Origin of the sequence: Bradyrhizobium sp. SZCCHNS30572 (assembly GCF_032484415.1) — a bacterium.
GTDB lineage: Bacteria > Pseudomonadota > Alphaproteobacteria > Rhizobiales > Xanthobacteraceae > Bradyrhizobium.
The window spans coordinates 356,176-382,873 of sequence record NZ_JAUESY010000005.1; the positions used below are offsets into that span (position 1 = coordinate 356,176).

Here is a 26,698-nt window from a genome sequence, read left to right on the forward strand (position 1 = left end):
GACGCTCACGATGGCCGCCTTCAAACTACAACCGCCTCACCTCTTGTTCACCCCCATATACCCGAACAGGAAGCCCGCCACCTTGCGCATCTGGATCTCCTCGCTGCCTTCGGTGATGCGGTAGCGGCGGTGGTGGCGGTAGATGTGCTCGAACGGCTTGTGGCGCGAATAGCCCATGCCGCCATGAACCTGGATGGCGCGATCGGCCGCCTCGCAGCACAGACGGTTAGCCCAGTAGTTGCACATCGAGACCTTGTCGGAGAGTGTGTGCTCGACCTGCGCCTGGGTGAGCTGGTCCATCTCCCAGGCGGTCTTGCGGATCAGCAGCCGCAGCATCTCGGCCTGCGTCGCCAGCTCGACCAGCGGCCACTGGATCGCCTGGTTCTCGGCCAGCGCCTTCCCGAACGGTTTGCGCTCCCGCGCGTAGTTCACGCTCTCATTGATGCAGAATACGGCCGCACCGAGCGAGCTCGCCGCCTGCCGGATGCGGTTCTCGTGCACGAAGCACTGCGCCAGCGACAGGCCGCGACCGACTTCGCCGAACTGCGCATCCTCCGGCACGAACACGTCGGTGAAGCTGACCCGCGGATGGTCGGTCGGCATGTTGAAGGTCCAGAGATACTCCTCGACCTTGACGCCCTCGCTCTTGGCCGGCACCAGGAAGCAGGTGATGCCGCGCGCATCGCCGTCATTGCCCGAGGTGCGCGCGAACAGCGCGCAATGGGTGGCGACGTGCATTCCCGTCGTCCACATCTTCTCGCCGTTGATCAGCCAGCCCTTGACGTTGTCGCGGGTGGCTGGGACGGCCTTCGTCTCCATGTGGGTTGCGTCCGAGCCGTGATGCGGCTCGGTGAGACCGAAGGTGATGCGGTACTTGCCGGTGATCGAGCCGTCGATCATCGCTTTCTGGTCGTCGCGGCCATAGCGGTCGAGCATGGTGACGATCGGCAGATTGCCGACGATCGAGTGCTCGTTCTGCAGGTCGTTGTGCAGGCCGAGGCCCTTCGAGGCGAAATGCTCGCGGATCACCGCCATCCAGAGGTTCGAGCCGTCCTTGCCGCCGTAGCGTTTTGGGATCGCGAAGCGCAGGTGCCCGGCCGCGTCGGCACGATCCTTGGCCTTGCGCAGCAGCTGCTCCCACTCATGCCGCGGCAGGCCGCCATTCTCGAAATCGGTGCGCGCCCATTCGCGACGATGATCGAAGAAGCGGATGTTGTCGTCGGCCTGCTCCAGCGGCTTGATCTCGGCGGCGATGAAGCGATCGAGCTCGTCGAGGTAGGCGACCAATTCCTTCGGCAAGGAAAAATCCATGGCGTGTCTCCCTGTGCGTTTCGTTGTTGTTCTTGGTCCTGATGGGCGCGACCTCCCGTCGCGCGCTTGTGGCGCGCAGCGCCGTTGCGTATTTGGATGACTGCGACACCTGCGCAGGCGCTAAGTTGATGCGCGACAACCAATCAGAAAACAGGAGGAACGGCCGATGGAGCTGAAGTTTTCGAGAGTGACGCGCAAGGGGCCGATCACGATCGTCACCCTGGCGCGCCCCGAGGTCTACAACGCCCTGCACATCGAGGCGCATTACGAGCTCGAGCGCGTGTTCGACGGCTTCGCCGCCGATCCCGAGCAATGGGTGGCGATCGTCACCGGCGAGGGCGACAAGGCATTCTGCGCCGGCAACGATCTGAAATGGCAGGCGGCCGGCGGCGCGCGTGGCTGGGGCAAAAGCGGCTTCGGTGGACTGACCTCGCGCTTCGATTGCGACAAGCCGCTGATCGCGGCCGTCAACGGCGTTGCGATGGGCGGCGGCTTCGAGATCGCGCTGGCCTGCGACCTGATCATCGCCTCCGAGAACGCGACCTTCGCGTTGCCCGAGCCGCGCGTCGGCCTCGCCGCGCTCGCCGGCGGGCTGCAGCGGCTGCCGCGCCAGATCGGTCTGAAGCGCGCGATGGGCATGATCCTGACCGGCCGCCACGTCGGCGCCCGCGAGGGCCACGAGCTCGGCTTCGTCAACGAGGTCGTACCGCAGGGCGAGGCGCTGGCGGCCGCGGAGCGTTGGGCCGAGACCATCGCCAAGAACTCGCCGATGTCGATCCGCGCCTCCAAACAGGCGATCGAGAAGGGCCTCGCGGTGTCGCTGGAGCAGGCCATCACCGAGCAGCGCGACTACGCGGCGGTGCAGGCGATGATCCACTCGCAGGACTATATTGAGGGGCCGAAGGCGTTTTCCGAGAAGCGACCGCCGAAATGGCTGGGGCGGTAGCGCATCGCCAAGGTGATCATTCCGGGACACGCGGAGCGCGCGCCCGGAATCCGTGACCACGAACGGGAGTCTGGATTCCAGGCTCGCGACTGCGTCGCGCCCCGGGACGACGGCCGAGGTGATCGCAACGCCTGTCCAGCTCCCGCCGCCGTCATTGCGAGCGAAGCGAAGCAATCCAGAGTCCCACCGCCGAAGCAGTCTGGATTGCTTCGGCGCTGGCGCTCCTCGCAATGACGGCGGAGAGCTAAGCATCGCTGGTGCCCCTCCCCGCCTCGCGCCTGTAGGACGCGTAGTTGGGCTGATCGACAGCGAGCTTGTCGAGCGTGGTCTGCCAGAGGTGGTCCTTCAGGCCCGGCGTGCCGAGATCGACGGCACCACTGGCGATCTGCTCGGAAAGCGCACGATTCAGTTCGAGCAAGTCACCGTCTCGTCTCAATAGCTGTTTCAGCCGCGCGTGCTCCGCGGCATCCGCCGGAGCAGCCTGCGTCAACTGCCGCACCACCAGATCGAGCGCGTTGATTCCCACGCGCAGCTTGAACGCCGGGTGCCCGGAGATCAGCGGCGCGATGTCGGTGCGCAGGAAATCCGCGACCGCCTTCGCCAGCTCCGTCGCCGTCGGTTCGTCCTGCATCAGCCCTCTCCTCTCGGCGCCAGCAGCCGCAGCAGATCGATCTCTGTCTCCGACGCGCGGCGGCCGATCATGGCGCGCTCCATCGAGTGGTCGGGACCCAAGCGAAACCGCTGCATCATGCCGCAACACATCACGCCCCAGCGCAACGTGCCCATGACCTCCCAGAACTTCACCCTGCCGGCATCGACCTTGCGGCCAGCGGCATCGTAGCCCGCGTACAGCTCCTCGCGCGAGCCAAAGCCGCCGACGGGCTTGTCGATCTCGCCGAAGCGCCAGGAGTTGACGCAGATCCAGCCGAGATCCTCCATGGGATCGCCGAGATGGGCGAGCTCCCAGTCGAGCACAGCGCGCACCCCGTCGGGGCCGATGATGAGATTGCCGTTGCGGAAATCGCCATGCACCAGCGTCACCTCCGCCGAGGGGCCGGGATCGTTGTGCGACAGCCAGCGCAGCGCGAGATCGAACACCGGGCGCGGCCAGTCGAAGCTTTGATATTCGCGCGCGAGCTCCGCGATCTCCCTGGTCGCGTTCATCTCGCGCAACGCGGGCAGCGTCTCGCGTCGAATCCCGTGGATGCCGGCAGCGATGCCGCCGAGCTGGCGCGCGAGGCGCGGCCGCGCCTCGGCGAATTCAGCATCGCGCAGGATCTTGCGCGCGATGGTCTCGCCCTCGACGCGGCGCATGATGAAACCGGCGCCGAGATCGTCCTCCGGCCGTAGCACGTGCAGTACCTCGGGCGACGGCACGCCGGCCGCACAAGCGAGCCGCATCAGCGCCGCCTCGTTGTCGAGCCCGGCGGCACGCCCGGGCGCGGCGCCGTAGCCCTTCGGCGAGCGGCGCAGGATGGCGCCGACATCACCACCGGGATGGACGATGTCGAAGCGCCACGTCTCCTGGCTGGCGCCGCCGGAGAGTTTCGCGGCGCCGCGCACGCCAGTCGCCCCCGGCATGAACGAGGCGACGCAGCGCGACAGCTTGGCCTCGATCATTGGCCCTTGAACTTGGCCGGGCGCTTTTCGAGGAACGCGGTGACGCCCTCCTTGAAATCCGACGTGCCGCCCGCGATGCGCTGCGACTGGAATTCGGCGTTGAGCTGCTCCTCGAACGAGTTCTCCGGGCTGTCCCAGTAAAGCTTGCGGATCTGCGCCAGCGCCACCGTCGGCCCGTTGGCGAGCTCGCGCGCGAGCTTCATCGTTTCCTCCTTGAGGGCCGCATCGTCATAGACGCGGTTGACGAGGCCCCATTGCAGTGCCGTCTCGGCCGGCAGCTTCTCGCCGAGCAGCGACAGCTCGATCGCGCGCGCCTTGCCGACGAGGCGCGGCAACAGCCAGGTCGAGCCGCAGTCGGGAACGAGACCGATGCGGCGGAAGGCTTGCAGGAAATACGCGGACTTCGCGCACAGGATCATGTCGCCCATCAGCGCGAAGCTCATGCCAGCACCGGCGGCCGGGCCGTTGACCGACGTCACGATCGGGCAATGCAGATTGCGCAAGCGGCGCAGGAACGGATGAAAGGCGGTCTCGAGCGCGGCGCCGGCATTGCTGCGGCCGGGCTTCGCCTGCGCATTGCGGCCCTGCAGATTGGCACCGGTGCAGAACGCCCGCCCCGCGCCGGTTACGACCAGGCAGCGCACCTCGGCCTTCTTCTCCTCGATCTCGTCGAGCGCCTCGGCGAGCCCGCCAAGCATGTCGATCGAGACCGCGTTCATGACCTCCTGATGATCGAGCGTGAGGACGGCGACGGGCCCGTCGAAATCGAGCGTGACGTGCTTGAACTGCATGTTTTCCTCTCAAGAGCTTTTCGGTCAGTGCATTCTTCGCCGCGGAAATTTGAAGCGCGGCATGGTTCTGTCAGCATATTTGATTTTTGCGCTTCGCTTGTCCATGGTTGGATCATCCCAATAACCGAAGCGGCGCGCAGCGCGCTCACATCATCACGGAAACGCCCAAGAGAACCCCATGAGCATGTTCGACCTCACCGGCCGTGTGGCCGTCGTCACCGGCGGCAATGGAGGCATAGGCCTCGGAATCGCCCAGGCACTTGCGTCCAGTGGCTGCAACGTCTCGATCTGGGGCCGCAACGCCGAGAAGAACAAGGCGGCTGCGGCGTCGATGGCCGCGGGGCCCGGCAGGGTCGATACCCATGTCTGCGACGTGACGAGCCCTGCGTCCGTCAACGAGGCGATGAAGGCGACACTCGACACCTTCGGTCGCGTCGACGGCTGCTTTGCCAACGCCGGCATCGGCGGCGGCGGCCGCAAGCCCTTCATCGAGCGCAGCGAGGAGGAATGGCGCACAATGTTCGCGACCAATCTCGACGGCGTCTTCCATGCCTTCCAGGCCGCCGCCAAGCACATGACCGCGCGCGCCGAAGCCGGCGATCCGTTCGGCCGCCTGGTCGCGACCTCGAGCCTCGCCTCGCTGTTCGGCACCGCGCGGAACGAGCACTATGCGGCAACCAAGGCGGCAATCAATGCGCTGTGCCGCGCGCTCGCCGTCGAACTCGCACGCCACGGCGTCACCGCGAATGCGATCCTGCCTGGCTGGATCAAGAGCGACATGACCGCAGGCATCATGGGAAACGAGAAGTTCGTTGCCAACGTCATGCCGCGTATCCCGGTGCGCCGCTTCGGCGAGCCGTCGGATTTCGGCGGCATCGCCGTCTACCTCATGAGCAAGGCGTCGTCCTATCACACCGCAGACTGCCTCGTGATCGACGGCGGCTATACCGCATTCTGACTCCTCGCAGTGGGAGGTGAGCCGGCGCGCCGGTTCACCAACCGCGGATTGTTCCCGTGCTGCACTGCAAGATTTCGGAAATTTAATCCACCCCTGGCTGCCACACCCCCGTGACCCGGGCGTTGTCTTCCATCACATAACGGAGAGACGTCCAAGGAAGGATACCATGAAGCGCGGTGTGACGGTTTTGGCCTGTGTGTCTGCCCTGGCTGTGGCCGGTTACTTTGCAATGGCCAAATGGGGCATTCAGCACGAAAGCCGCGAGTTCTTCGATGCCGCGCGGCAGCGGTCGATCAATGTCGATGTCGCCGTGCGCAAGGACTACGAGATGAAGGCCAATGCCGGGCTGTGGCGGCTGCCGGTCGCCATCATCAGCAACGGCAACACAGTGAAGAACACCGAGTACTCCTTCCTCGCGAACGTGTTCGCCGCGCGCGGCTACCTTGTCGCCAGCGTCCAGCAGGACCTTCCGACTGATCCGCCGCTCGTCACCAAGGTCGGGATGCCTTATGTCGGCCGGCTCGACGTCTACCGGAAAGGCGAGGCCAACATCCTCTGCGTGCTGAACGAGATGAAGAAGCGTCATCCGAATGCCGACTACGATCACCTGACCCTGGTCGGCCACTCCAATGGCGGCGATACCGCGATGTATTTCGCCAAGGAGCATCCGAACATCGTCTCGCAGGTGGTGACGCTCGACAATCTGCGCGTTCCTTTCGTTATCAGGGACAAGCTCAAGATCCTGTCGTTCCGCTCGGATGATCCGCAGTTCAAGACCGACCCCGGCGTTCTGCCAACGCATGTCGACAAGAAGAGCGGCATCGACATCATCAAGACCGAGTTCCAGCACACCTGGATGAGCGACCGCGGCCCCTACACGGCGCGGGAACGGATCCAGGCGACGCTCGACAAATATCTCGGCGGCGATGCGACGAGCGAACTGGCCCCGGCAGACACCGACAATCTGATCGTGACCAACGGCGCAGCGGCCCTGCCCTGATCTGACGACACCTCAGCGCTGGCGTGCGATGGCAGCTGCGCAATCGCGCAGCTGCCATCGCAGGCGTCAGTCCTGCGGTTTCTTGACCGGTGGGCCGTTCTTATTCCCCGGCATGCCCTTGATGTTCGACGGGTCCTGAGCGCTGACGTCCGGATTATGGCGGTTGATCGTGGACGAGCCGACGGTGCCGCCTTTCGTCTCAGTGCCCGGTCCGTTCTTGTTGCCAGGCGCGCCCTGGATGCCTGCTCCGGAATTCTGCGCACTCGGCGGCGGCGTGGTCTGTGGGCTGCCCTGCGCCAGCGCTGACGTGGCCGAGACGACGAATGCGCAAGCAATCAGACCGATCATTGGCTTCATGGGCGACCTCCATTTGTAGTTGCCGTGCTGTCCGAACGTGGCGCCGGCGGAGCCGTTCCCGGAAACATGGAATTTCCCGCGACGACGCCGAGGTGCGCACCCCTGCCCGCTTTATTGGCTTCCTGATCGCGTCGCGGCCCACTACGGTCGGGGAACCGACGCATCAGAGGCCTCTACATGGAATACCTCGCCACCGATCTCAGCCCGCGCGAGCGCTACAAGATCCTGACCTCCTTCGTGCTGCCACGGCCGATCGCCTGGGTTACGACGAGAGGCGAGACCGGGGTGGTCAACGCCGCACCGTTCTCTTTCTTCAACGTGCTCGGCGAGGACCCGCCGCTGTGCGTGTTCGCGATCAACCTGCGGCCGGACGGCCGGATCAAGGACACGCTGGTCAACATCCGCAGCTCAGGCGAGTTCGTGGTCCACATCACCGACGAGCCCCTGGCGCAGGCGATGCACGAGACCGGCGGCGACTTTCCGCCCGAGATCGGCGAGCCGGATCACCTTGGGCTCAAGCTCACACCGTCCCGGATGATCGGCGTTCCGCGGTTGGCGGAGGCGCCGTTCGCGATGGAGTGCAAGACCTGGCAGCTCATCGACGTCAATGGCGATCGCGTGCTGGTGCTCGGCGAAGGCCTCGCCTTCCACATCCGTGACGAATTGTGGGACACCGAGAAGATGCGGGTCGAGATGGAGTTGTTCCATCCTGTCGGGCGCATGTTCGCCGACCGCTATTGCCGCACCGACGACCGGATGGATTTCCCGCCGGCCAAGGGCGCCAGCTGAGCGTTCGATGGCTTCCGCCGGCGCGAAACGTCAGTAGGTCGCGGCGAGATAGTCGACGATCTTGCCGACATCGGATTCATCGATCGGAGCACCATAGACCTTGATCATCTTGGTGACTTCGGCCTGCCAGAACTCCTTCTTGTTCTGCATCGGCGGCTGCGTCTTGATGTAGTCGGCGGAATGGCAGGCCGCGCAATTGCCCTGCACGACGGCGAGATCGGGCCCCGGCTTGAAGGCCGCCGTCTCCTGCGGAACCTTGTAGTTGACCGGTGCTGCGGTGAGGGAGACGGATGTGCCGGCAAGGCAGCCAAGTCCGACAGCCAGCATGACGAGGAGGAAGGACGTCCGTTGCATGGTCATTCTCCTCAGGCGGCCGTGACGCGGACGGTTTCGACGACATTGCGCAGATAGCCGGCCGGGTTCCAGCGTGGCGTCTCTGGCTGAGTCTCGCCCGAATTGCTGGTGGCCCGCACCTTCAGATCGTGGGACCCCGGGGCAAGCTTCACCGCCAGCTTCCACTCCCGGAAGGAATACTTCCCGAGGTCCTTGCCGAGCTTGGCATCGGTCCAGGTCTGGCCGCCATCGGTCGAGACCGCGATCTGCTTGATCCCGCTTCCGCCGTCGAATGCGATGCCGCGCAGCGTCGCCGTGCCCGCCTTCAGCTTCGCGCCATCGCTCACGCTGGTGATGAAGGAACGGACCGTAAAGCGATTGATCGGAATCGTCGCCTTCGGCGCGGTCCCGGGCTCGATCGCATTGTTCGGCGTGTCCGGAATCCGATAGGCCGATTTCATCCAGAAGCCGTCGAACACGCTGTCGATGACGGTGATCTCGTTGAGGTGCTTGACCCAGTAGGTGCCGTAATAGCCGGGCACGATCAGGCGCAGCGGAAAGCCGTTGAGGAACGGCAGATCCTCGCCGTTCATGCCGTAGGCCAGCATCACCTCGCCATTCATGGCGTGATCGAGGTCGAGCGCCTTGACGAAGTCCGGCGTCTTGTCGATCACCGGGCCGTCCATGCCGCCGAAGGTGACCTGTCTGGCGCCGGCCTGGACACCCGCCATGTCGAGCACGGTCTTGAGCGGCACGCCCCGCCAGCGCGCATTGCCCATGGCGCCGTTGCCAAGCTGGCCACCTGCGACGCGCGGCTCGAAGAAGCCGCGGCTGTTGCCGGAGCATTGGTTGACGGCGACGATCTCGGTCGCCTTCATCTTCCGGATGTCCTTGAGCGACAGCTTGAGCGGCTTGTCGACCTTCCCCTTGATCGCGAGCGTGAACCTGTCCGGATCGAGATCGTAAGGCAGGCCCGCCAGATGATAGCGGACGAAGAAGGCATTGTTCGGCGTGATCACGCCGTCATTGAACACCCCGAATGGCGTTTCGAGTTGCGGCGGCCGGCTGGTCAGGCCGATCATCGGCCGCTTCTGCGGATACTTCACCAGCGGGCGCTCGCCGTTGGCGAAGGGCAACGTCACGGTGTCCTCGGCCAGCGCGCGAGTCGCGCCAAACCCGCCCAGCAGCGCCGCCAGCCCTGCTCCCTTGAGCAGATCACGTCTGTCGATCATGCAACTCCCTCCGGAGTGGTCGTTTTGAACCCGCGGTCATCACCGCCGGCTCTCATCGAAATCTGGCGGCATGCACGGCCGCTGCGAATTGATCGTTGCACATTCTCTCACTGCGAGAAAAGCCGCGAACGTCAGCAATCATAGCATCGCAGCGCGGCAACGGCCGAGACTTCGCACGTGCAACAAGAGCAATCGTGCATCGAACCGCAGGGGCGGGCAATCGGGGCCGTCAGGCGGCGCGTGCCCACCGACGGCGCCGGCGAGGACGACGTTGGGCACGGCGCGCTCCACGGTTGTTGCACGCCGCGATGAGCTCGCCGCTCCTTTGTGCACCCCACACGCGCAACTACGTGCCCTGCCCGATCTTGTCCTGCGTCTTGGTCTCGAAGTCGCTGGCGTCGTGGCGCTCGTGGAGCTGGCTCTTGGGATCGCCGGAGACGCGGTTGACCATGCGGCCGCGCTTCACAGCGGTGCGCTGCGCGATCTGGTCGGTCCAGCGCTGGACATTCCTGTAGTCCTGCACCGAGAGGAACTCGCCGCCTTCGTAGAGCAGGCCCTTGGCGAGCGCGCCGTACCACGGCCACACCGCGATGTCGGCGATGGTGTAGTCGGGGCCGGCGAGATACTCGCTTTCGGCCAGGCGGCGGTCGAGCACGTCGAGCTGGCGCTTCACCTCCATCGCGAAGCGGTCGATGGCATACTCGATCTTGGTCGGCGCATAGGCATAGAAATGGCCGAAGCCGCCGCCGAGATAGGGCGCAGCCCCCATCTGCCAGAACAGCCAGGACAGGCATTCGGCGCGCTTGGCCGGCTCGGTCGGCAGGAAGGCGCCGAACTTCTCGGCCAGATGAACCAGGATCGCGCCGGACTCGAACACGCGGATCGGCTCCGGCCCGCTGCGATCCAGCAGCGCCGGGATCTTGGAATTGGGATTGATGGCGACGAAGCCCGAACCGAACTGATCGCCCTCGCCGATCCGGATCAGCCAGGCGTCATATTCGGCGCCGCTGTGGCCGAGCGCCAGCAGCTCCTCGAGCATCACTGTGACCTTTACGCCGTTCGGCGTTCCCAGAGAATAAAGCTGCAAGGGATGACGACCGACAGGCAATTCCTTCTCGTGCGTCGGACCTGCGATCGGCCGGTTGATGTTGGCGAAGCGGCCGCCGCTGGCCTTGTTCCAGGTCCAGACCTTGGGCGGCACATAGCTGTTCTGTTCAGACACGGCAGACTCCGGCGTGAGCGTCAGGAGCGACGTTTTAGGCGCATATGCCGTCGAGCGGAAGCCACGCTGCGCGCGGGCGCCATCAGCATTTTCTGCATTGCGCGGTCGAACCTGCGATGACAGAACGGAGACAAGACAATAATGACGGTCCGTCGCGGGCCGGCTCCTGGAAACGCCGATGACTGCAAGTCCCCTGCCCCCCGACCGCATTCCCGTGATCGTCGGCGTGGGCGAGATCGTCGATCGCCTCAAGGACATCGGCGACGGTCTCGAGCCGCTGGCGCTGCTCGAACAGGCGATCCGCCGCGCGGAAAATGACGCGGGCGCCAAGCTCATCCAGGACACCGGCTCGCTCGACGTCGTCAACTTCCTGAGCTGGCGCTACCGCGATCCCGAGCAGCTTCTCGCGCAGCGGCTCGGCGTGAGCCCGGCGCACTGCCACTACGGTCCCGTCGGCGGCGAGAGCCCGATCCGCTTTCTGCACGAGGCCGCCTTGCGCATCGCGCGCGGCGAATGCGAGGTCGCAGTGGTCTGCGGCGCCGAGGCGCAATCGACGGCGACCAAGGCCGAACGCGCCGGCGTGACCCTGCCGTGGACGCCGTTCGCGCATGACGTCGAGGAGCCGAAGCGCGGCGCTGCATTCCAGAAGCCGCTGGCGGTGAAGCTCGGCGTGTTCCGTCCGGTCACGGTCTATCCGTTCTACGAAGTCGCGAGCGCAGCCAAATGGGGCCAGACGACACGGCAGGCGCTCGCCGAATCCGGCGAGCTGTGGTCGCGCTTTTCCGCGGTTGCCGCCTACAACCCCAACGCCTGGCTGAAGCGGCACTTCGCGCCCGAGGAGATCACGACGCCGTCGGCCGACAACCGCCCGATCGCCTGGCCCTACACCAAGCTGATGGTCGCCAATCCCATGGTCAACATGGGCGCGGCGCTGATCCTGACCAGCCTGGCCAAGGCGCGTGCGGCGGGCATTGCCGACAGCCGCATGATCTATCCGCTCGGCGGCGCATCGGCGGAGGATCCGCGCGACTACCTCACGCGCGATCAGTTCGCCGAGAGTCATCCGCAGAACGCCGTGTTGCGGGCCGCGATGAACATCGTCGGCGGCAACGGGGCGGCGTTCGACGTCATCGAGCTCTACAGCTGCTTTCCCTGCGTGCCGAAGATGGCGCGGCGGATCCTCGGCCTCGGCGCTGACGTGGAGCCGACCGTCACCGGCGGGCTGACCTTCTTCGGCGCGCCGCTCAACACCTACATGACGCATGCCGCCTGCGCGATGGTGCGGCGGCTGCGCGGCGGCGCCAGGCGCGGCCTGCTGTACGGCCAGGGCGGCTTCGTCACCAAGCATCATGCGCTGGTGATCTCGCGCGAGCCGCCGTCATCGCTGTCGCAGGAGGTGAGCGTGCAGGCCGAGGCCGATCGGCATCGCGCCGCAACGCCGGAGTTCGTCAGCGAGGCCGGCGGCGGCGGCAGGGTCGAGAGCTTCACCGCGCTGTTCGATCGCAACGGCGAGGTCGAGCATGGCGTGGTGATGCTGCGCACCGAGCAGGACACGCGCACGCTGGCGCGCGTGCCGGCGCAGGACGCAGCCACGCTGGCGCGGCTGATGGATCAGGACCGGTCGCCGGTCGGCGCGCTCGGCACGATCACGATGGCCGCCGATGGTGTGCCGGAGTGGCGGACGAATTAGTTCGCTTCCGTCGCCTCACACCTCCCGCGCCTCGTGCTGCCAGCGCGCATAGGCCGTCTCCCAATCGGGATCGCGCTCCGCCGCGAAGCCGAGCGTCCTGCCGCCACCGAGGTCGCGGAAGCCGATCATGGCGCGGCGGTGCGCGCCGCTTCTGACATAGGCGCGCATGCTGGCTTCGTCGGTCCAGACCGTCAGCGTGTGATAGATGCCATTCACCGGACGAAGCTCGACGCGCAGATTCCCGGGAGCCGCACGCGCCTGGCGGACGGCGCGCAGCGTGTGCCACCAGAATCGCGCCAGCCGCGTGAGGCCGCGATGCGGGCGGAAGCCGGTGACGGACACGTAGACGCTCATGGCGCGCTCCTGGATCGCAAACCGCCGCGCGATGGAACGGTCGCGCCGACAGGTGTGAGCACAACGCTGCCCACCGCGTCCTGGATGTCGAGTGCGGATCACGGGCCGGCGCTCAGCGCCCACTTCGCCTGGGCTTCACGTTGGCAGGCACCGTGCCCGTGGTCTCCGCAGCCGCCGGAGGCGCGCTGTCGTCGCCCGCCAATTGCTGGTCGCGCTTGCGCGCGAGCGCCTCGTCACGCCGGGCGGCCGCGACCGCCAATTCCGGATCCAGCTTGAGCGCCTGGTTGAAGTCGGCGAGCGCGCGGTCGTAGTGCCCCTTTGCCAGCCACACCGTGCCCCGGTCGCTGTACGTTGCGGCATCGCTGAAGCCCATGCGCACGGCGTGGTCGAGATCGACAAGGGCTTCGTCGAGATCTCCCTTGCGCTGGAACGCAAGTCCACGATCGTGGAACAGCATCGGGTTGTGCGGATCCAGCCGGATCGCCCGCTCATAATCGCCAAGCGCCCGGTCGAAGCGACCCATGCGGACCAGATCCTTGGCGCGGTAGTGATAGAGATCGGCATTGCGGGGCGCGAGCCGGATTGCTTCGTCGAAATCGGCGACGGCGCCCTCAAGATCGCCCTGTCGGCTGCGGTCCATCGCGCGCTTCACCAAGGATGCGGCGGTCATCGGCGCAGGCGGCACGACCGGCTCTGCCGCTTTCGGCTCTGCCGGCGGAGGCGGCGCGGGGGCCTCCGCCGCCGGAGGCGGCACCGGGAGCACGGCTCCGGTCGCGTCCTGGACGGCAGGCGCCGGGACGGTCTCACCTGCGACCTTGCGCTGCGGCCCCGATCGGGCCTGCGGCGACGGTGTCACGATCGAGCGCGTCGCCTGCCTGCTCATCCAGTCACCGGCGGAGGGCAACAGCAGAATCTCGAGGCCGATCAGGACCGCGCTGAGCACGGCGGTCGCCGCGGTAAACTGCAGGATGGCGTCCCAGCGTTCGCGGCGGACGCGGTCGCGCTCGGAGGCGAGATGGGCGTCGTATTCGGCACGCAGGCCCGCGTCGCGCAGCACGTTGTAGGCGACGATGATCAGCTTGAGCTGATGCTCCGACGCCGCATCGGCGCTGCCCCGGAGGTCGGGATGGTGCGCCTTGGCGGCCTGGCGGAACGCCCGCTTGATCGTGTCGAGATCGGCCCGCGGCGATACGCCGAGCACCTCATAATGCGTCGTCATGGCGCGATCCCGAACCTCTCTTCCGAGGCCGGTCCGGGATCACGCGGGGAGCAGGTCGAGCGCATAATGGGCGCCATCGCGGGTGAGCCGACCGAACGCGGCCCACGGAAAATGAGATCCACAAACCAACATCTTTTCTGCAACGATACGATCGAGCAATCTGCGCCGGCTGACCTCGGCAGCCGCGCCGTCCTGGTCATAGGCGCCGTGCCATTCCGGATGGCGCAGGCACAACGCCGGCACATAGGCGGTGTCGCCGGAGATCATCAGTTGCTCCGCTCCGGAGCCGAGATGAAACGCGGTGTGCCCCGGGGTATGACCGGGGACGCTGACGAAGCGGATGCCGGGCACCACCTCGTCCTCGCCCTCGACCGGCAGCACGTTCTTCCAGCCCGGGATCACGCTCTGGATGCGGCGCGCCAGCGCCTGCCGCCACGGCGGCAGCCGGCTGGTCAGAGATGCATCGGTCCAGAATTTGTACTCGGCCGCAGCCACGATGATCTCGGCGGTGGGAAACACCGGCGCGTCGGTGTTCTCGCCGAGCAGGCCGAAGATATGATCGGGATGGAAGTGCGAGATCAGGATGGTGTCGATGTCTTCCGGGCGAATGCCGGCTGCTTTCAGATTGTCCAGCATGCGACCCGAAACGAAGATCGAGTCGGAATTGTAGCCCTGCACCTGACCACCGCCGCCGGCATCGCAGAGCACGGTCTTGCCCTTCAGCCGCACCACGAAGGTGGAGATCGGGACCGGGACGAAGGCTGGGCTCAGACCAGCGGCGCGCAGTGCGTCCTTCACGTCGCTGATGCTGGCATTGCTGATGAAGCCGGCCTCGTGCGGCTTTTCCCACACGCCGTCGTAGAGGGCGATCACCTCCGCCTCGCCGATCGTGATCCGGCGATAGCCGCGTGCGGGATCCTCAGTGCGGCGGTGCGGCTTGGCGGCAACGACGGCTAGTCCCGCATCGAGACCCAAGGCAGCCGCGGCCGTCGCGGCCGATAGCACCAGGGTCCTTCGCGAAAAACCACCCGCAATCACATTGCCTGCCACTCAAATATACCGTCGGTTGAATAAATGCCTAACACAAGTTAATCTCCGCACCTTAGCGGGATTATGGCGCGACAACGGCCTTTCTGGCCGGGGCGTCAGGTGTGGGGAGTCTGCAACGGTGGGGGATGATCCGGTCGAGCGGGGCGCCGCCTGACGAACGGCGCACGCATGAGCGTCGACGTGGTTCGCGGGGGCGTCGTCGGCTCTGTCCGCGGCTATCGTTAGGGCTGTGTCGTTCGACTATCGGATGCGACAGCGGCCAATCTCGGCCGCTGTCCTCCGCTTCGTCAATGTCTTGGGTCAGGCGGCGCGAACCGATTGCAGGAAGCGGCTGACCTCCAGCTTGAGACGCTGGCTATCACCGGAGAGCTGGCGCGCGGCGCTGAGCACCTGCCCCGAGGTGTCGCCGGTCTCGCTGGCGCCGCGCTGGACATTGGAAATGTTGGCGGACACCTGCTGTGTACCTGCGGCGGCGTGCTGGATGTTGCGCGAGATCTCGGCGGTTGCTGCGCCCTGCTCCTCGACCGCGGCCGCCACCGTCGCGGCGATCTCCGACAGCCGCTCGATCGTCGTCGAGATCTCTCTGATGGCGCCGACCGACTCCTGCGTGGCCCCCTGGATGCCAGAAATCTGTTGGCCGATCTCGCCGGTCGCCTTGGCGGTCTGTTCGGCCAGCGCCTTGACCTCGGAGGCGACGACGGCAAAGCCGCGGCCGGCTTCGCCCGCCCGCGCGGCCTCGATCGTGGCATTGAGCGCCAGCAGATTGGTCTGCCCGGCGATCGTGTTGATCAGTTCGACAACGTCGCCAATGCGGGTCGCCGCCTTCGACAGCTCGCCGACACGATCATTGGTGCGGCGTGCCTGCTCGACCGCATCGGAGGCGATGCGCGCGGACTCCTGCACCTGGCGGCTGATCTCACGGACCGACGAAGTGAGTTCCTCGGTCGCCGAGGCGACGGCCTGAACATTGGCCGACGCCTCTTCGGAGGCCGCGGCGACGGTGGTGGAAAGCTCCTGCCCTCGCACGGCGGTGCTCGACAGCGAGTTGGCCGAGCTCTCGAGCTCGCTGGAGGCCGAGGACACCGTATTGACGATGTTGCCGATGGCGCCTTCGAAACTGTTGGCGAGCTCCGACATCTCCCGCTTGCGCGAGGCGGCTGCTCGCCGCTCCTGCTCACCGAGCTCCCTGGCGTTGAACCGCACCATCGTCTGGACGGTCTGCAGGTTACGCAAGGCGCGGCCGATCTCGTCGTCGCGCTCGATGTGCATGCGGGTGTCGAGCTTGCCCTGGGTGATGCTTTCCATCGTCTCGTTCACATGATCCAGCGGCGCCACGATCACGTTCATTGTGCGCAGCCCGACCAGGCCACACAGCACGACACCGGTAGCAGCAATCACCACGGCGGTCATTCCGGCGAGCCCGCCCTCCCCGAACGAGATGACACCAAGCACGAGCAGGAACAGCGTCTGCAATCCGACCAGCGTTCGCAGCCTTGCCGCGATCGTGCCGGTGAACATCGAGAGATGGTCGAACACCGAGCGGCGGCGGACGATGCCGTCGTCGATCTTGTAACCATGTGGCCGCTTTTCGCGGATCGCCGCATAGACCTGCTCGGCCTCTGCGCGCTGGTCGGCGGGCAGCTTGGTGCGCACCGAGGTGTAGCCGACGACTTGGCCGTCTTTGCAGATCGGCGACGCCGTCGCCAGCACCCAGTAATAGTCGCCGTTCTTGCGGCGGTTCTTGACCGCTCCGACCCAGGGACGGCCGGCCTTGAGCGTGGTCCAGAGATTGTCGAAAGCTTCAGGCGGCATGTCCGGATGACGCACGATGTTGTGCGGCTGCCCCATCAGCTCGGCTTCGGTGAAGCCGGCCGCATCGACAAAATCCTGGTTGAAGAAGGTCAACTTGCCCTTCGTGTCGGTCTTGGACACGATCAGCGTGTCATCCGTGATCGGATACTCGACGTTGGTGACGGGCAAATTCTTACGCATGGCGAGTCTTTCAATCGACGATGATGGCCGCGAGTCATGCCGGCATCGGCATGACTAATTTTGCTGCAAACGATGCATCGATTGTCGCAGTCGCCGATTAACCTAAGATAAAATGCCGCAACCGTTGAAATACGGGTCGCTGGACCCCGTTCACGGACGGCCGCAATCTCACAAGACCTGTCGCCGGCGTGTCTCCTCGATACGAGCCAGACAGAACGGCCCAACCATGTTGCCGCCGTTGATGCAGGAAACTGGATCAATCGGTGCGAACCGTTTGCAGGAAGCGCAAGAGCGCCAGCAGGTTGGTTCGGCCGGCGGTGATATTGATCGGCTCGACGATTTTGCCGATGCGGGTCGCGGCCTTCGACAGCCCGCCGAGGCGATCGGTGGTCCCGCGCGCCTGGCCGGCTGCCTCGCCCGCCATCCGCGCCGACCGGCCCACGAAAAAAGGGCGCGGCCTCGCGGCCACGCCCTGGTCTGGTCGGGATCTGCGCGCCGGGATCAGGCTGCGCGCACGGTGTCCAGGAAACGTCCAACCTCGAGCTTCAGTCGGTTGCTGTCGCCGGACAGCATTTGCGCCGCCGAGAGCACCTGGGACGACGCCGAGCCGGTCTCGCCGGAGCCGCGCTGCACCCCGGCGATAGCCGCGTCATTCCAGCTCGATCGGCTGATAGGCGCCGGTCTCGTCGAGCGCCGTGCCCCAGATCTTGTGCGAGGCCTGATGTTCGGCGGGGCCGAAGTTGAGCGAGGCGCCAAGACCGAGATCGATGTTGCGCATCGACTCCAGCGTATCGATCAGCCGCTCGGTATCGAGCTGCGGACCGGCCTGCTTCAGGGCCTGAACCAGGATACTCGCCTCGATGTAGCCCTCGAGCGAGGTGTAGTCCGGCGGTTCGCCGGGGAAGTGTCGAGCCAGCGCGGCCTTGTAGTCGAGCACCACGCTCGAATAGCCGGAGACGGCGGGAACGGTCTGGGTCACGACGACCCCGGCCGCGTAGCGCGAACCGAGCAGCATGAGCTCATTGGCAAGCGCCGATGCGCCGACCGCCGACACATTGACGAAGAGGACGCCGGGAAGCGCATCGCGCGCCTTTTCGATGAACTTCGCCGCCGCGCGCGAGGTCGCGACCATGATGACCGCGCGGACGGGCACCTTCTGGGCCTTGAGCTGGTTGATCGCCGGCTCCACATCCACGGTGTTGCGGGTGTAGTTGACGCGCAGGATCGCGGCGTCGCTGAGGCCGAGGACGCGAAACGCCTTTGCCACGCCGGCAAAGCCTGCATCGCCGAACGAATCGTCCTGCGCGAACAGCGCAATCTGGCGTGGCGGCACGCGGCGCAGCTTCACCAGGTAACGGACCAGCGCATCGGCTTCTTCCGAATAGCTCGGACGATAGTTGAAGACGTAGCGGTCCGGCGGATCGTGGCGCGAGACGTTCGCACCGGTATAGGGGCTGAAGAACAGCATCCGGCGCTCGAGCGAATATGGGATCGCGACGGCCGCCGTCGCGGTCCCGAAACTGCCGACGAAGCCGAACACGCGCTCCTTTTCGTAGAGCTGCTTCATGGCGTCGAGCGTGCGGTTCGGATCATAGCCGTCATCGGCGACGACGAGCTTGAGCATCCGGCCATTGACCCCGCCGGCGTCGTTGGCGCGGTTGAAGGCGGCTTCGATGCCGACCTTGAGCAGCCGACCCGATTCCTTGTTCGCGCCCGACAGTGGCAAGACGCTGCCGAACGTGATGTCGCGCTCCGTGACGCCGCGAACCGATGGAGCAGGCACGGCGCTCGTCGCACCAGCCGCAGCGATGGAGGGCGCAGAGTCCGGCAGCGCGCCGGCCGCCGTTGCGGGCGCGCCGATCGATCGCTCGATGTCTGCGAGCTGAAGCTCGGCCCGCCGGCAGTCCTGACGGCCACTCGCCACGGCCGCGCGACCGTCGGCGATGGAGCGGTCGAACTCGCGCGTCAGCTCGTTGCGATCGCCGTCGTCGCTCGACGCCTCCCGGATGACGGCCTGGAACTTGCCGATGATGGCCTGGATCCGCGGCCGAGGGATCTCGCTGCAGGCAAGGGCCGCTCCGATGGCGGGACCGATCCTGCCGCCGAGGTCGCGCACGACGGCGAGGTTGTCGCCGGGCGCGGCACCGACCGAGGTCGTGAGCATGAGGGTGAGGATGATCACCGAGGAAGTCGCGAGCGATCGGATCCGGTTCACCACCTCGTGGCGGGGCCGGAGGTCAAGGAAGGCCATCATGACGGGATTTGAACTCGTTGAGACACGCTGGTCGGATCGTTGATTGAGCTAGTGAGATTGCCGCGGCCTGTCAGGCCGCGCGGACCGTCTGCAGGAAGCGGCTGACCTCGCGCTTGAGGCGGTTGCTGTCTGTCGACAGCCCCTGGGCCGCCTCCAGCACCTGGGTCGAGGCCGAGCCGGTCTCGGTGGCGCCGCGCTGCACGTCGGTGATGTTGACGGAGACCTGCTGCGTGCCGTGCGCCGCCTGCTGCACGTTGCGCGAGATCTCCTTGGTCGCGGCGTTCTGCTCTTCGACAGCGGCTGCAATCGTCGAGGAAACCTCCGACAGCCGCTCGATGCTGCCGGAGATCAGCCTGATCGCCGCAACCGATTCCTGTGTCGCCGCCTGGATGCCGGCCACCTGCTGGCCGATCTCATCGGTCGCCTTGGCGGTCTGCTCCGCCAGCGCCTTGACCTCGGCGGCGACCACGGCGAAGCCCCGCCCCGCCTCGCCGGCACGCGCCGCCTCGATCGTGGCGTTCAGCGCCAGCAGATTGGTCTGCCCGGCAATGCTGTTGATCAGCTCGACCACGTCGCCGATGCGGCTCGCCGCGCGCGACAGCTCGCTCACCCGCTCGTTGGTCTTCTTCGCCTGCTCGACCGCTTCGTTGGCCATGCGCGCCGATTCATGCACCTGGCGGCCGATCTCGGTGACCGAGGACGTCATCTCCTCGGTGGCCGAGGCGACGGATTGCACGTTGGTCGACGCTTCCTCCGACGCAGCCGCCACCGTGGTTGCGAGCTCGCCGGCGCGGACCGCCGTCTTGCTCAAGGTATCCGCCGAGACTTCCAGTCTGGACGAAGCCGACGAGACCGTCTCGACGATCTCGCCAACGGCGCTTTCGAAGTCGTCGGCCATCTTGTGCATGTCGGCCTTGCGGCGGGCCAGCGCCCGCTGCTCGGCTTCCTTCTGCTCCGCTTCCAGCGCGTGACGTGCGACCGCATTGCTCTTGAACACCTCGACGGCGCCGGCCATCTCGCCGATCTCGTCGCCGCGTCCTACGCCGGGGACCTCGACGTCGAGACGGCCGCCGGCGAGGCTCTTCATCGCGCTGGTCATGCGATGCAGAGGGCTGGTGATGCCGCGCCCGACGAGCGTCGACACGACGAGCAGGATCAGCAGCACGATCCCGGCCGCCATCAACGACTGCCGCGTCGAGGCCCAGGCCTGAGCCGAGAGGTCATCGATATAGACGCCGGTCCCGACCAGCCAATTCCAGGGTGCGAAGCCTGCGACATGGGTGAGCTTGGGCTGCGGCGTCTCGGAGCCGGGCTTCGGCCAATCGTAGTCGACGAAGCCGCGGCCATGCTGGCGAACCACGTCGATCATCTCTTGGAACAGCTTCTTGCCGTTCGGATCCTTCATGTCCGCGACGTCCTGCCCGATCAGCTTGGTCGAGATCGGATGCATCAGCATCTTCGCGGTCATGTCCGTGACGAAGAAATACTCGTTGCCGCCATAGCGGAGCTGGGAGGCGCGCTCCAGAGCGCGCTTCTGCGCGTCGGCGACCGAGATCGTCCCCTTCTGCGCGGCAGCATGCTCCTCGGCGAAGATGGCGAGCGCGAGCTCGGTCAGATGCCGCAGCTCGAGCTGCTTCTGCTGCTTGAGGCCGGCGGCGAGCTCACGGGAATTGAAGGCAGTCAGGCCGATCAGACCGAGGAAGCTCAGACCGATCAAGGCGTAGATCTTGATCCCGATGGTGAGCTTGAGGCGATGAGGCATTGCAAACGACATGTCAGTCTCCACGGGCGCGACTCATGCTTGGGGCGCTCGGGGACAGATCACGTCGACGGTCGGGGGCTCGCCCTCGTCGTCACGCAAACGGGCCCGCAGCCCACGCGTGGAAGCTACGGAACCCAATATTAAGTCTGGTTAAGACGATGTCCGTGCAAATACGGAGCAACGATCGAAAACTGATCGTTGCCCGTCCAGATCGGTAACGCGCTCCGGCTTGCCGTGCGACGCGTCGTCTCGTGCCGTGCGACCGAACGAGAGAAGCGCCGTCTGCCCGTGGGACTCGACTGCGCGTTGGCCGCGAACGTCCAGACCCTACGCGCCGATTCTTAACACAAGTTAAAAACGCAGATTGACTACGCAGGTTAGTTTGCCGGCGTCGATGCAACGCGAGACAACGCAAAAGGCCGGAGCGTTCGATGCTCCGGCCTTCCAATCCCCTGCGCGACCGGGAGTTGGCCGCCTCCGCGGCTCGGCGTTACGCCGCCCGCACCGAACCGAGGAAGCTCGCGACCTCCTGCTTGAGACGATTGCTGTCGCCGGACAGCGCCTGTGCCGCTGAGAGCACCTGGGCCGAGGCCGACCCGGTCTCGGCCGCACCGCGCTCGACGTCGGCAATGTTGGACGAGACCTGCTGCGTGCCATGCGCCGCCTGCTGGACGTTGCGCGAGATCTCCTGCGTCGCCGCGCCCTGCTCTTCGACGGCGGCTGCGATGGTCGAGGAGATTTCCGACAGCTTCTCGATCGTGGAGGAGATCTCCTTGATCGCGCTGACCGACTCCTGCGTTGCGACCTGGATGCTCGAGATCTGCTGGCCGATCTCGCCAGTCGCCCTCGCGGTCTGCTCCGCCAGCGCCTTGACCTCCGAGGCGACGACTGCGAAGCCGCGGCCGGCGTCGCCGGCGCGTGCGGCCTCGATGGTGGCGTTGAGCGCCAGCAGGTTGGTCTGGCCGGCAATCGTGTTGATCAGTTCGACGACGTCGCCGATGCGGGTGGCAGCCTTGGACAGCTCGCTGACGCGCCCGGTCGTGGTGCGGGCCTGGCCGACGGCGTCGTTGGCGATGCGCGCCGATTCCTGCACCTGACGGCTGATCTCGGTGACCGACGAGGCCATCTGCTCGGTCGCAGACGCCACCGACTGGACGTTGGTCGTGGCTTCCTCCGAGGCGGACGCAACCGCCGTCGTCAAGCCTTGCGAGCGCGTCGCGGCCTGGGTCAGCGTGGTGGCGGACTGCTCGAGCTGGCTCGAGGCCGACGAGACGGTGTTCACGATCTCGCCGACCGCGGCTTCGAACTGCTCGGCCAGCCGCTGCATGTCGGCCTTGCGCTGGCGCGCCGTGATCGCGTCCTGCGCGCTCTTTTCCTCGGCCTCGGCGCGCGCCTTCTCCTCCGCATTGCCACGAATCACCGTTACGGTCTTGGCGAGATCGCCGATTTCGTCACCCCGCGATGCGCCGGGAATGGCGATGTCGAGCCGGCCGCGCGCCATCTCGCCGAGCGCCGCGTTCAGCCGCGTCAACGGCCGCGCGATCCCGAGGAACGAGAACACGACCGAACCGATCACCGACAACAGAACCGCCAATCCGACAAACAGCGTGATATAGCTCGCCTGCGCGGCGACCTGGTCTGCCTCGAACCGCGCGCTCGCGTTGCGCGCGCGCGCGTCCTGGATCGCAGAGGACATCAGCTCGCCGGCCTCGCCGAGATAGATGAGCGTGCGGTCGCGCAGCACGGCCTCCTTGATCCCCTCGGTCTTCACCACCTCGTCGTTCGCGGCGACGAAGTCCGAGGCGAGGCCATTGAGCTTGGTGATCGTGGCCTGGATCTCGCGGTCGTCGGCCAGCATGCGGGCATCGGTCAGCGAGCTCTTCAGCCCCGGCACCGTCTGCTTCACCGTCAGGATCGTCGCGGCATCGCCAGTCATACCGAACCGCCAGGCCTGCGACCGCATGTAGTTCAACTTGGCATCGGCGGCGTGAAGCTGGCGCTCGACCCGCTCGCGGAAGGCGAGCTTCGGCAGCGACGGCGAGGCGAGCAGCGCCTTCAGGCTGGTGTTCCAGTCGTTGGAGACGGCACTGCGCTTCTCGATCTGCGTCAGCAACTTCTTCTGCGCCTCGGCGAGATCGACCGCTCCTGCGGCATAGCTCGTCATCAGCTCCTTGATCCGGGTCAGCCGGGCGCGATTGTCGGCGGTCGACACGTTGGCGAGTGCGGCGTCGATGTCCGTCACCATCCCGGTCGAGAACTGCTGAATGTCGGCGGCGGCCTTCTCTGCCTCGGCCGGCGCACGCGCCAGCCGTGCCGAACGGCCACCGAGCTGGGTCTGCTGCATGTTGATGCTGGCCGACAGCACGCTCTCGACGACGCGCCGCGCGCGCTCGGCCTGCTGATTGGCGTGGTTGACCGCTCTTTCCGCCATCAACTGGTTAGCGATCATGCCGACGGCGAGAGATGCGCCGATGGCGCCAGCGAGCCCGAGTTTGTAGCCGATCCGATTCAGTTTCATTGCCCTACCCACAGATGAACGCGTCACGCGACGGTCCGTACTGGAGGTATAGCGGTGAGGTCCCTAGAGACCGTTAATTTACGGGAGTTATCGGGCATTACACGCAAAAAACTTCTGCTTTTTCAGTGTGCGTCCCGATGCTTATGGCGGCACGACGGCGCTGCCGCGCCGAGCGACGGCTCACAAACTAAGCAGATGATGAGATCGGGACCGAGGCCAAGCACGTCGTTCCAAAATCCGGCACGGGCCGACGCAGCCGGGAGTCGGCTGACGCGCAGTTAGCGCATCAGCCCGAGCGCGTCGGCGAAAAACTGCGGCCCACCGAAATTGCCGGACTTCAGCGCCAGCAGCATGTCGCCTGCGTCGGCGCCGATCGTGCGAAGCACGGGCACGCCGGCCGCGATCTCCGGACCGACGAGGAAGCCCGGAATCCCCAGCCGATCAACGACAGCGCCCGAGGTCTCGCCGCCGGCGACGATCAACCGCCGCACGCCGGCCTGGATCAGCCCCTCGGCGAGATCGGCCATCGCCTGCTCGATGGCGTGCCCCGCCGCCTCGCGGCCGTGCCTGGATTGCAGCGCGCTGACCTGATCCGGCGTCGCGCTGGAGGCAATCAGCACAGGCCCCTTGGCGATGCGCTCACGCGCCCAGGCGAGCGCGCGCTGCGTCTCGTCCGGACCGGCGACCAGACCCGCCGCATCGAGATGCAGCACCGGCATGATGGTCTCGGCCTGCGCGATCTGCTGCAACGTCGCCTGCGAGCAGCTGCCGGCGAGGCAGGCGGCCAAGCCGCCGACGGGGGCATCGGCGTGATGCGCCAAGCCGTGGGAATGCACGCGCCCGGCCTCGACCAAAGCGCGCGCCAGACCGAGCCCGATGCCGGACGCGCCGACGGAGACCCGGCTCTTCAAGGCGGCCGCACCGATCGCGGTCAGGTCCGCATCGAACACGGCGTCGACGATCGCGGCACCCATGCCCTGCCCGGCCAGTTCCTGCAGCCGGTGGCTGATCGCCTCCGGCCCATGCACCACGGTGGCGAGATCGACCAGACCGATCTTCCGTCGGCTTTGCCGGCCGAGCACGCGCACCAGATTGGCGTCATGCATCGGGTTGAGCGGATGATCCTTGAGCGGGCTCTCATTGAGCGGCACGCCGCCGACGAACAGGTTGCCCTGATAGACGGTCCGCCTGGTTTCCGGGAACGCCGGCGTCACCAGCACGATCGTTTCACCGGCATCGCCCGCCAGCGCGTCCATGACAGGACCGATATTGCCGGCGTCGGTGGAATCGAACGTCGAGCAGATCTTGAACAGCACGTGGTCGGCGCCTCGTGCGCGCAGCCATGTGTCGGCCTCGCGTGAGCGGGCCACGGCAAGCGACGCCTCAATCGAGCGGCTCTTCAGCGACACCACGACGGCATCGACCTCGGGCAGCGTGAGGTCATCAGCCGGTACGCCGATGGTCTGCACCGTGCGCAGGCCGGCGCGGGTCAGGGTGTTGGCGAGATCGGAGGCGCCGGTGTAGTCATCGGCGATGCAGCCGAGCTTCAGGCTCACGGCTTCACTCCCTTGTAGGGCGCGAACCAGCCGAGCCCGTCCTCGGTGCGGCCGCGCGGATTGTACTCGCAGCCGACGAAGCCGGCATAGCCGAGCCGGTCGAGCTCCCCGAACAGGAACGGATAGTTGAGCTCCTCGCCGTCGGGCTCGTTGCGCGAGGGAACGCTGGCGATCTGGATGTGGCCGATGATGTCCATCATCTCGCGCAGCCGCATCGTGACGTCGCCATGGATGATCTGGCAATGATAGATGTCGAACTGCAGCTTCAGGTTCGGAATCTTCAGCTCACGGATCAGATCGCGGGCGAAGCCGAAATCGTTGAGGAAGTAGCCGGGCACGTTGCGCGGATTGATCGGCTCGATCACGACGTCGAGGCCGTGGGGCGCGAAGAACTCGGCCGCCCATGCGACCGATTTGTAGTACGCCTCCACCGCCCTCGGATCGCTGCGCTCGGCGATCCCCGCCATCATGTGCAGCCGCTTCACGCCGGTCGCCATGGCATAGGGCAGCGCGGTCTCGAGGCTCGCCTTGAGATCGTCGAAGCGCTCCGGCAGCGCCGCAAAGCCCTTCTCGCCGGCATCCCAATTGCCGGGCGGCAGGTTGAACAGCGCCTGGGTCAAGCCGTTGCCATGCAGCCGTTGGCCGACCTCCTCGGCCGGATGGTCATACGGAAACAGGAATTCGACCGCAGTGAAGCCGGCCTTGGCGGCGGCCGTGAAGCGGTCGAGGAACGGATGCTCGGTGAACATCATCGAGAGATTGGCGGCGAAGCGGGGCATGGCGTGAATACTCGTCGTGCTGCTACTTGGAGGGGCCCGGCAGCGTCGTGCCGGTGACCTGCGCATACATCCGCGCCACAGAGGCGTCGTCGTCGCGGCCCATGCCGGCGGCCGACGTCATCAGGAACATCTGCAGCGCGGCGGCCGAGACCGGCACCGGAAAACGATGGCTGCGTGCCATGTCCTGGATGATGCCGAGGTCCTTGACGAAGATCTCGACCGCGCTGCGCGGCGTGTAGTCGCCGTCGAGCACGTGCGGCATGCGGTTCTCGAACATCCAGGAATTGCCGGCCGAGGCGGTGATGACCTCATAGACCTTGCGGATGTCGAGGCCCTGCTTGGCGGCGAAGGCGATGGCCTCGCTCGCCGCTGCGATGTGCACGCCGGCGAGAAGCTGGTTGATCATCTTGAACGCAGCGCCCTGCCCGGCGGCATCGCCGAGCTCATAGAGCTTGGCCGCCATCGCATCGAGCGCCGGCCGCGCCTTGGCAAACGCCGCCGCGCTGCCCGAGGCCAGGATCGTCAGCTCGCCTTGCGCGGCGCGCTGCGCGCCGCCGGAGATCGGCGCGTCGAGGTAGTGCCGGCCGGCGGCTTCGAGCTGCTTCGCCAGCCGCCGCGCAACGTCAGGATCCATGGTCGCGGAGGAGACGAACACGGCGTCCTTCGGCATGGTTTCGGCAGCACCGCCGGGGCCGAACAGGATGGCTTCCGTCTGCGCCGCATTGACGACGACGCTGACCACGATATCGGCGCCATCAGCCGCCTCGGCGGGAGTCGTCGCGCCCTTGCCGCCGTCGGCCACGAAACGCGCCACCGCGTCCGCCGAGACGTCGCATCCGGTCACCTCGAAGCCTGCGCGCTTCAGCGAGGTCGCCATGCCGAATCCCATCGAGCCAAGCCCGATCACGGCGACTTTCAATTGCGATGGCGACGGCATGCGGCAGATCCCTGAAGCGTTTCCCGGA

The 26,698-nt window shown here is 66.3% G+C and carries 25 protein-coding genes; 5 read left to right on the forward strand and 20 right to left on the reverse strand.

Annotated elements, in window-relative coordinates; all coding sequences use genetic code 11:
• Positions 1 to 36: 36 nt before the first annotated feature.
• Positions 37 to 1,311: an acyl-CoA dehydrogenase family protein gene (locus QX048_RS15860; protein WP_315749191.1), complete on the reverse strand. Its 1,275-nt coding sequence runs from the start codon at positions 1,309 to 1,311 to the stop codon at positions 37 to 39.
• A 166-nt stretch (positions 1,312 to 1,477) separates the two neighbouring features.
• Here QX048_RS15860 and QX048_RS15865 point away from each other — a divergent pair, with 166 nt between their 5' ends.
• A complete protein-coding gene (locus tag QX048_RS15865; protein WP_315749190.1) occupies positions 1,478 to 2,257 on the forward strand; it encodes an enoyl-CoA hydratase-related protein in 780 nt (259 codons plus the stop codon).
• A gap of 244 nt (positions 2,258 to 2,501) precedes the next feature.
• On the opposite strand, the gene QX048_RS15870 is transcribed toward QX048_RS15865, so the two are convergent.
• Genes QX048_RS15870 through QX048_RS15880 form a run of 3 tightly spaced genes read right to left on the reverse strand, consistent with a single transcriptional unit; the run spans position 2,502 to position 4,668 of the window.
• Positions 2,502 to 2,888, reverse strand: a complete 387-nt coding sequence (locus QX048_RS15870) for a DUF6285 domain-containing protein (protein ID WP_315749189.1) — start codon at positions 2,886 to 2,888, stop codon at positions 2,502 to 2,504.
• On the reverse strand, positions 2,888 to 3,877 hold the full coding sequence (locus QX048_RS15875) for a phosphotransferase family protein (protein ID WP_315749188.1): 990 nt from the start codon (positions 3,875 to 3,877) through the stop codon (positions 2,888 to 2,890). The genes QX048_RS15870 and QX048_RS15875 overlap by 1 nt, the downstream gene beginning before the upstream one ends.
• A complete protein-coding gene (locus QX048_RS15880; RefSeq protein WP_315749186.1) occupies positions 3,874 to 4,668 on the reverse strand; it encodes an enoyl-CoA hydratase/isomerase in 795 nt (264 codons plus the stop codon). Before QX048_RS15880 ends, QX048_RS15875 begins: the two co-directional genes overlap by 4 nt.
• 178 nt (positions 4,669 to 4,846) lie before the next feature.
• Here QX048_RS15880 and QX048_RS15885 point away from each other — a divergent pair, with 178 nt between their 5' ends.
• Entirely contained in the window at positions 4,847 to 5,626 is a 780-nt protein-coding gene (locus tag QX048_RS15885; RefSeq protein WP_315749184.1) for an SDR family oxidoreductase, read from the forward strand.
• A 166-nt stretch (positions 5,627 to 5,792) separates the two neighbouring features.
• Positions 5,793 to 6,626, forward strand: coding sequence for an alpha/beta hydrolase (locus QX048_RS15890; RefSeq protein ID WP_315714939.1), 834 nt, complete (start codon positions 5,793 to 5,795; stop codon positions 6,624 to 6,626).
• A gap of 66 nt (positions 6,627 to 6,692) precedes the next feature.
• On the opposite strand, the gene QX048_RS15895 is transcribed toward QX048_RS15890, so the two are convergent.
• Entirely contained in the window at positions 6,693 to 6,983 is a 291-nt protein-coding gene (locus QX048_RS15895) for a hypothetical protein (RefSeq protein WP_315749183.1), read from the reverse strand.
• Positions 6,984 to 7,160: 177 nt separating this feature from the next.
• Here QX048_RS15895 and QX048_RS15900 point away from each other — a divergent pair, with 177 nt between their 5' ends.
• Entirely contained in the window at positions 7,161 to 7,772 is a 612-nt protein-coding gene (locus QX048_RS15900; protein ID WP_315749182.1) for a flavin reductase family protein, read from the forward strand.
• A 30-nt stretch (positions 7,773 to 7,802) separates the two neighbouring features.
• On the opposite strand, the gene QX048_RS15905 is transcribed toward QX048_RS15900, so the two are convergent.
• The 3 genes from QX048_RS15905 to yghU form a co-directional block, all read right to left on the reverse strand.
• Entirely contained in the window at positions 7,803 to 8,132 is a 330-nt protein-coding gene (locus QX048_RS15905; protein WP_315749181.1) for a cytochrome c, read from the reverse strand.
• A 5-nt stretch (positions 8,133 to 8,137) separates the two neighbouring features.
• Positions 8,138 to 9,337 (reverse strand): molybdopterin-dependent oxidoreductase, encoded by a 1,200-nt coding sequence (locus QX048_RS15910; protein ID WP_315749179.1) that lies wholly within the window; start codon positions 9,335 to 9,337, stop codon positions 8,138 to 8,140.
• Positions 9,338 to 9,683: 346 nt separating this feature from the next.
• The gene (gene yghU, locus QX048_RS15915) at positions 9,684 to 10,559 is read right to left on the reverse strand and encodes a glutathione-dependent disulfide-bond oxidoreductase (protein ID WP_315826368.1); all 876 of its coding nucleotides are present in this window, start codon (positions 10,557 to 10,559) and stop codon (positions 9,684 to 9,686) included.
• Positions 10,560 to 10,737: 178 nt separating this feature from the next.
• Here yghU and QX048_RS15920 point away from each other — a divergent pair, with 178 nt between their 5' ends.
• Positions 10,738 to 12,249, forward strand: a complete 1,512-nt coding sequence (locus QX048_RS15920) for an acetyl-CoA acetyltransferase (protein WP_315826369.1) — start codon at positions 10,738 to 10,740, stop codon at positions 12,247 to 12,249.
• A 15-nt stretch (positions 12,250 to 12,264) separates the two neighbouring features.
• On the opposite strand, the gene QX048_RS15925 is transcribed toward QX048_RS15920, so the two are convergent.
• From QX048_RS15925 to ltnD, 12 genes are all read right to left on the reverse strand, one after another.
• Positions 12,265 to 12,603, reverse strand: a complete 339-nt coding sequence (locus QX048_RS15925) for an antibiotic biosynthesis monooxygenase (protein ID WP_315714946.1) — start codon at positions 12,601 to 12,603, stop codon at positions 12,265 to 12,267.
• A 112-nt stretch (positions 12,604 to 12,715) separates the two neighbouring features.
• Positions 12,716 to 13,822, reverse strand: coding sequence for a tetratricopeptide repeat protein (locus QX048_RS15930; protein ID WP_315714947.1), 1,107 nt, complete (start codon positions 13,820 to 13,822; stop codon positions 12,716 to 12,718).
• Positions 13,823 to 13,861: 39 nt separating this feature from the next.
• On the reverse strand, positions 13,862 to 14,827 hold the full coding sequence (locus tag QX048_RS15935) for an MBL fold metallo-hydrolase (protein WP_315714948.1): 966 nt from the start codon (positions 14,825 to 14,827) through the stop codon (positions 13,862 to 13,864).
• Positions 14,828 to 15,172: 345 nt separating this feature from the next.
• Positions 15,173 to 16,864, reverse strand: a complete 1,692-nt coding sequence (locus tag QX048_RS15940) for a methyl-accepting chemotaxis protein (RefSeq protein ID WP_315826370.1) — start codon at positions 16,862 to 16,864, stop codon at positions 15,173 to 15,175.
• Positions 16,865 to 17,120: 256 nt separating this feature from the next.
• A complete protein-coding gene (locus tag QX048_RS15945) occupies positions 17,121 to 17,288 on the reverse strand; it encodes a hypothetical protein (RefSeq protein WP_409999222.1) in 168 nt (55 codons plus the stop codon).
• Between the two features lie 77 nt (positions 17,289 to 17,365).
• On the reverse strand, positions 17,366 to 17,497 hold the full coding sequence (locus QX048_RS15950; RefSeq protein WP_409999235.1) for a hypothetical protein: 132 nt from the start codon (positions 17,495 to 17,497) through the stop codon (positions 17,366 to 17,368).
• Between the two features lie 16 nt (positions 17,498 to 17,513).
• Entirely contained in the window at positions 17,514 to 19,028 is a 1,515-nt protein-coding gene (locus QX048_RS15955) for an ABC transporter substrate-binding protein (protein WP_315826483.1), read from the reverse strand.
• Between the two features lie 160 nt (positions 19,029 to 19,188).
• Positions 19,189 to 20,892 (reverse strand): methyl-accepting chemotaxis protein, encoded by a 1,704-nt coding sequence (locus tag QX048_RS15960; RefSeq protein WP_315714951.1) that lies wholly within the window; start codon positions 20,890 to 20,892, stop codon positions 19,189 to 19,191.
• A 478-nt stretch (positions 20,893 to 21,370) separates the two neighbouring features.
• Positions 21,371 to 23,398 (reverse strand): methyl-accepting chemotaxis protein, encoded by a 2,028-nt coding sequence (locus QX048_RS15965; protein ID WP_315749165.1) that lies wholly within the window; start codon positions 23,396 to 23,398, stop codon positions 21,371 to 21,373.
• 278 nt (positions 23,399 to 23,676) lie between these two features.
• Positions 23,677 to 24,954 (reverse strand): 3-oxo-tetronate kinase, encoded by a 1,278-nt coding sequence (otnK, locus tag QX048_RS15970; protein WP_315826371.1) that lies wholly within the window; start codon positions 24,952 to 24,954, stop codon positions 23,677 to 23,679.
• Positions 24,951 to 25,733 carry a 2-oxo-tetronate isomerase gene (gene otnI / locus QX048_RS15975; protein ID WP_315826372.1) on the reverse strand — a complete coding sequence of 261 codons (783 nt, stop codon included), beginning with the start codon at positions 25,731 to 25,733 and terminating at the stop codon, positions 24,951 to 24,953. The genes otnK and otnI overlap by 4 nt, the downstream gene beginning before the upstream one ends.
• A 22-nt stretch (positions 25,734 to 25,755) precedes the next feature.
• Positions 25,756 to 26,679, reverse strand: coding sequence for an L-threonate dehydrogenase (ltnD, locus tag QX048_RS15980; protein WP_409998617.1), 924 nt, complete (start codon positions 26,677 to 26,679; stop codon positions 25,756 to 25,758).
• Positions 26,680 to 26,698 lie beyond the last annotated feature (19 nt).

Bases quoted from the DNA above. Each gene is read 5' to 3' on its own strand.
- QX048_RS15925 (WP_315714946.1), bottom strand. From the start codon at position 12,603: ATGAGCGTCTACGTGTCCGTCACCGGCTTCCGCCCGCATCGCGGCCTC.
- QX048_RS15875 (WP_315749188.1), bottom strand. From the start codon at position 3,877: ATGATCGAGGCCAAGCTGTCGCGCTGCGTCGCCTCGTTCATGCCGGGG.
- QX048_RS15905 (WP_315749181.1), bottom strand. From the start codon at position 8,132: ATGACCATGCAACGGACGTCCTTCCTCCTCGTCATGCTGGCTGTCGGA.
- QX048_RS15945 (WP_409999222.1), bottom strand. From the start codon at position 17,288: ATGGCGGGCGAGGCAGCCGGCCAGGCGCGCGGGACCACCGATCGCCTC.
- QX048_RS15890 (WP_315714939.1), top strand. From the start codon at position 5,793: ATGAAGCGCGGTGTGACGGTTTTGGCCTGTGTGTCTGCCCTGGCTGTG.
- QX048_RS15965 (WP_315749165.1), bottom strand. From the start codon at position 23,398: ATGAAACTGAATCGGATCGGCTACAAACTCGGGCTCGCTGGCGCCATC.
- QX048_RS15880 (WP_315749186.1), bottom strand. From the start codon at position 4,668: ATGCAGTTCAAGCACGTCACGCTCGATTTCGACGGGCCCGTCGCCGTC.
- QX048_RS15955 (WP_315826483.1), bottom strand. From the start codon at position 19,028: ATGCTCACGACCTCGGTCGGTGCCGCGCCCGGCGACAACCTCGCCGTC.
- QX048_RS15960 (WP_315714951.1), bottom strand. From the start codon at position 20,892: ATGTCGTTTGCAATGCCTCATCGCCTCAAGCTCACCATCGGGATCAAG.
- QX048_RS15885 (WP_315749184.1), top strand. From the start codon at position 4,847: ATGAGCATGTTCGACCTCACCGGCCGTGTGGCCGTCGTCACCGGCGGC.
- QX048_RS15930 (WP_315714947.1), bottom strand. From the start codon at position 13,822: ATGACGACGCATTATGAGGTGCTCGGCGTATCGCCGCGGGCCGATCTC.
- QX048_RS15900 (WP_315749182.1), top strand. From the start codon at position 7,161: ATGGAATACCTCGCCACCGATCTCAGCCCGCGCGAGCGCTACAAGATC.
- QX048_RS15920 (WP_315826369.1), top strand. From the start codon at position 10,738: ATGACTGCAAGTCCCCTGCCCCCCGACCGCATTCCCGTGATCGTCGGC.
- QX048_RS15865 (WP_315749190.1), top strand. From the start codon at position 1,478: ATGGAGCTGAAGTTTTCGAGAGTGACGCGCAAGGGGCCGATCACGATC.
- QX048_RS15910 (WP_315749179.1), bottom strand. From the start codon at position 9,337: ATGATCGACAGACGTGATCTGCTCAAGGGAGCAGGGCTGGCGGCGCTG.
- QX048_RS15940 (WP_315826370.1), bottom strand. From the start codon at position 16,864: ATGCGTAAGAATTTGCCCGTCACCAACGTCGAGTATCCGATCACGGAT.
- QX048_RS15895 (WP_315749183.1), bottom strand. From the start codon at position 6,983: ATGAAGCCAATGATCGGTCTGATTGCTTGCGCATTCGTCGTCTCGGCC.
- QX048_RS15860 (WP_315749191.1), bottom strand. From the start codon at position 1,311: ATGGATTTTTCCTTGCCGAAGGAATTGGTCGCCTACCTCGACGAGCTC.
- QX048_RS15870 (WP_315749189.1), bottom strand. From the start codon at position 2,888: ATGCAGGACGAACCGACGGCGACGGAGCTGGCGAAGGCGGTCGCGGAT.
- otnI (WP_315826372.1), bottom strand. From the start codon at position 25,733: ATGCCCCGCTTCGCCGCCAATCTCTCGATGATGTTCACCGAGCATCCG.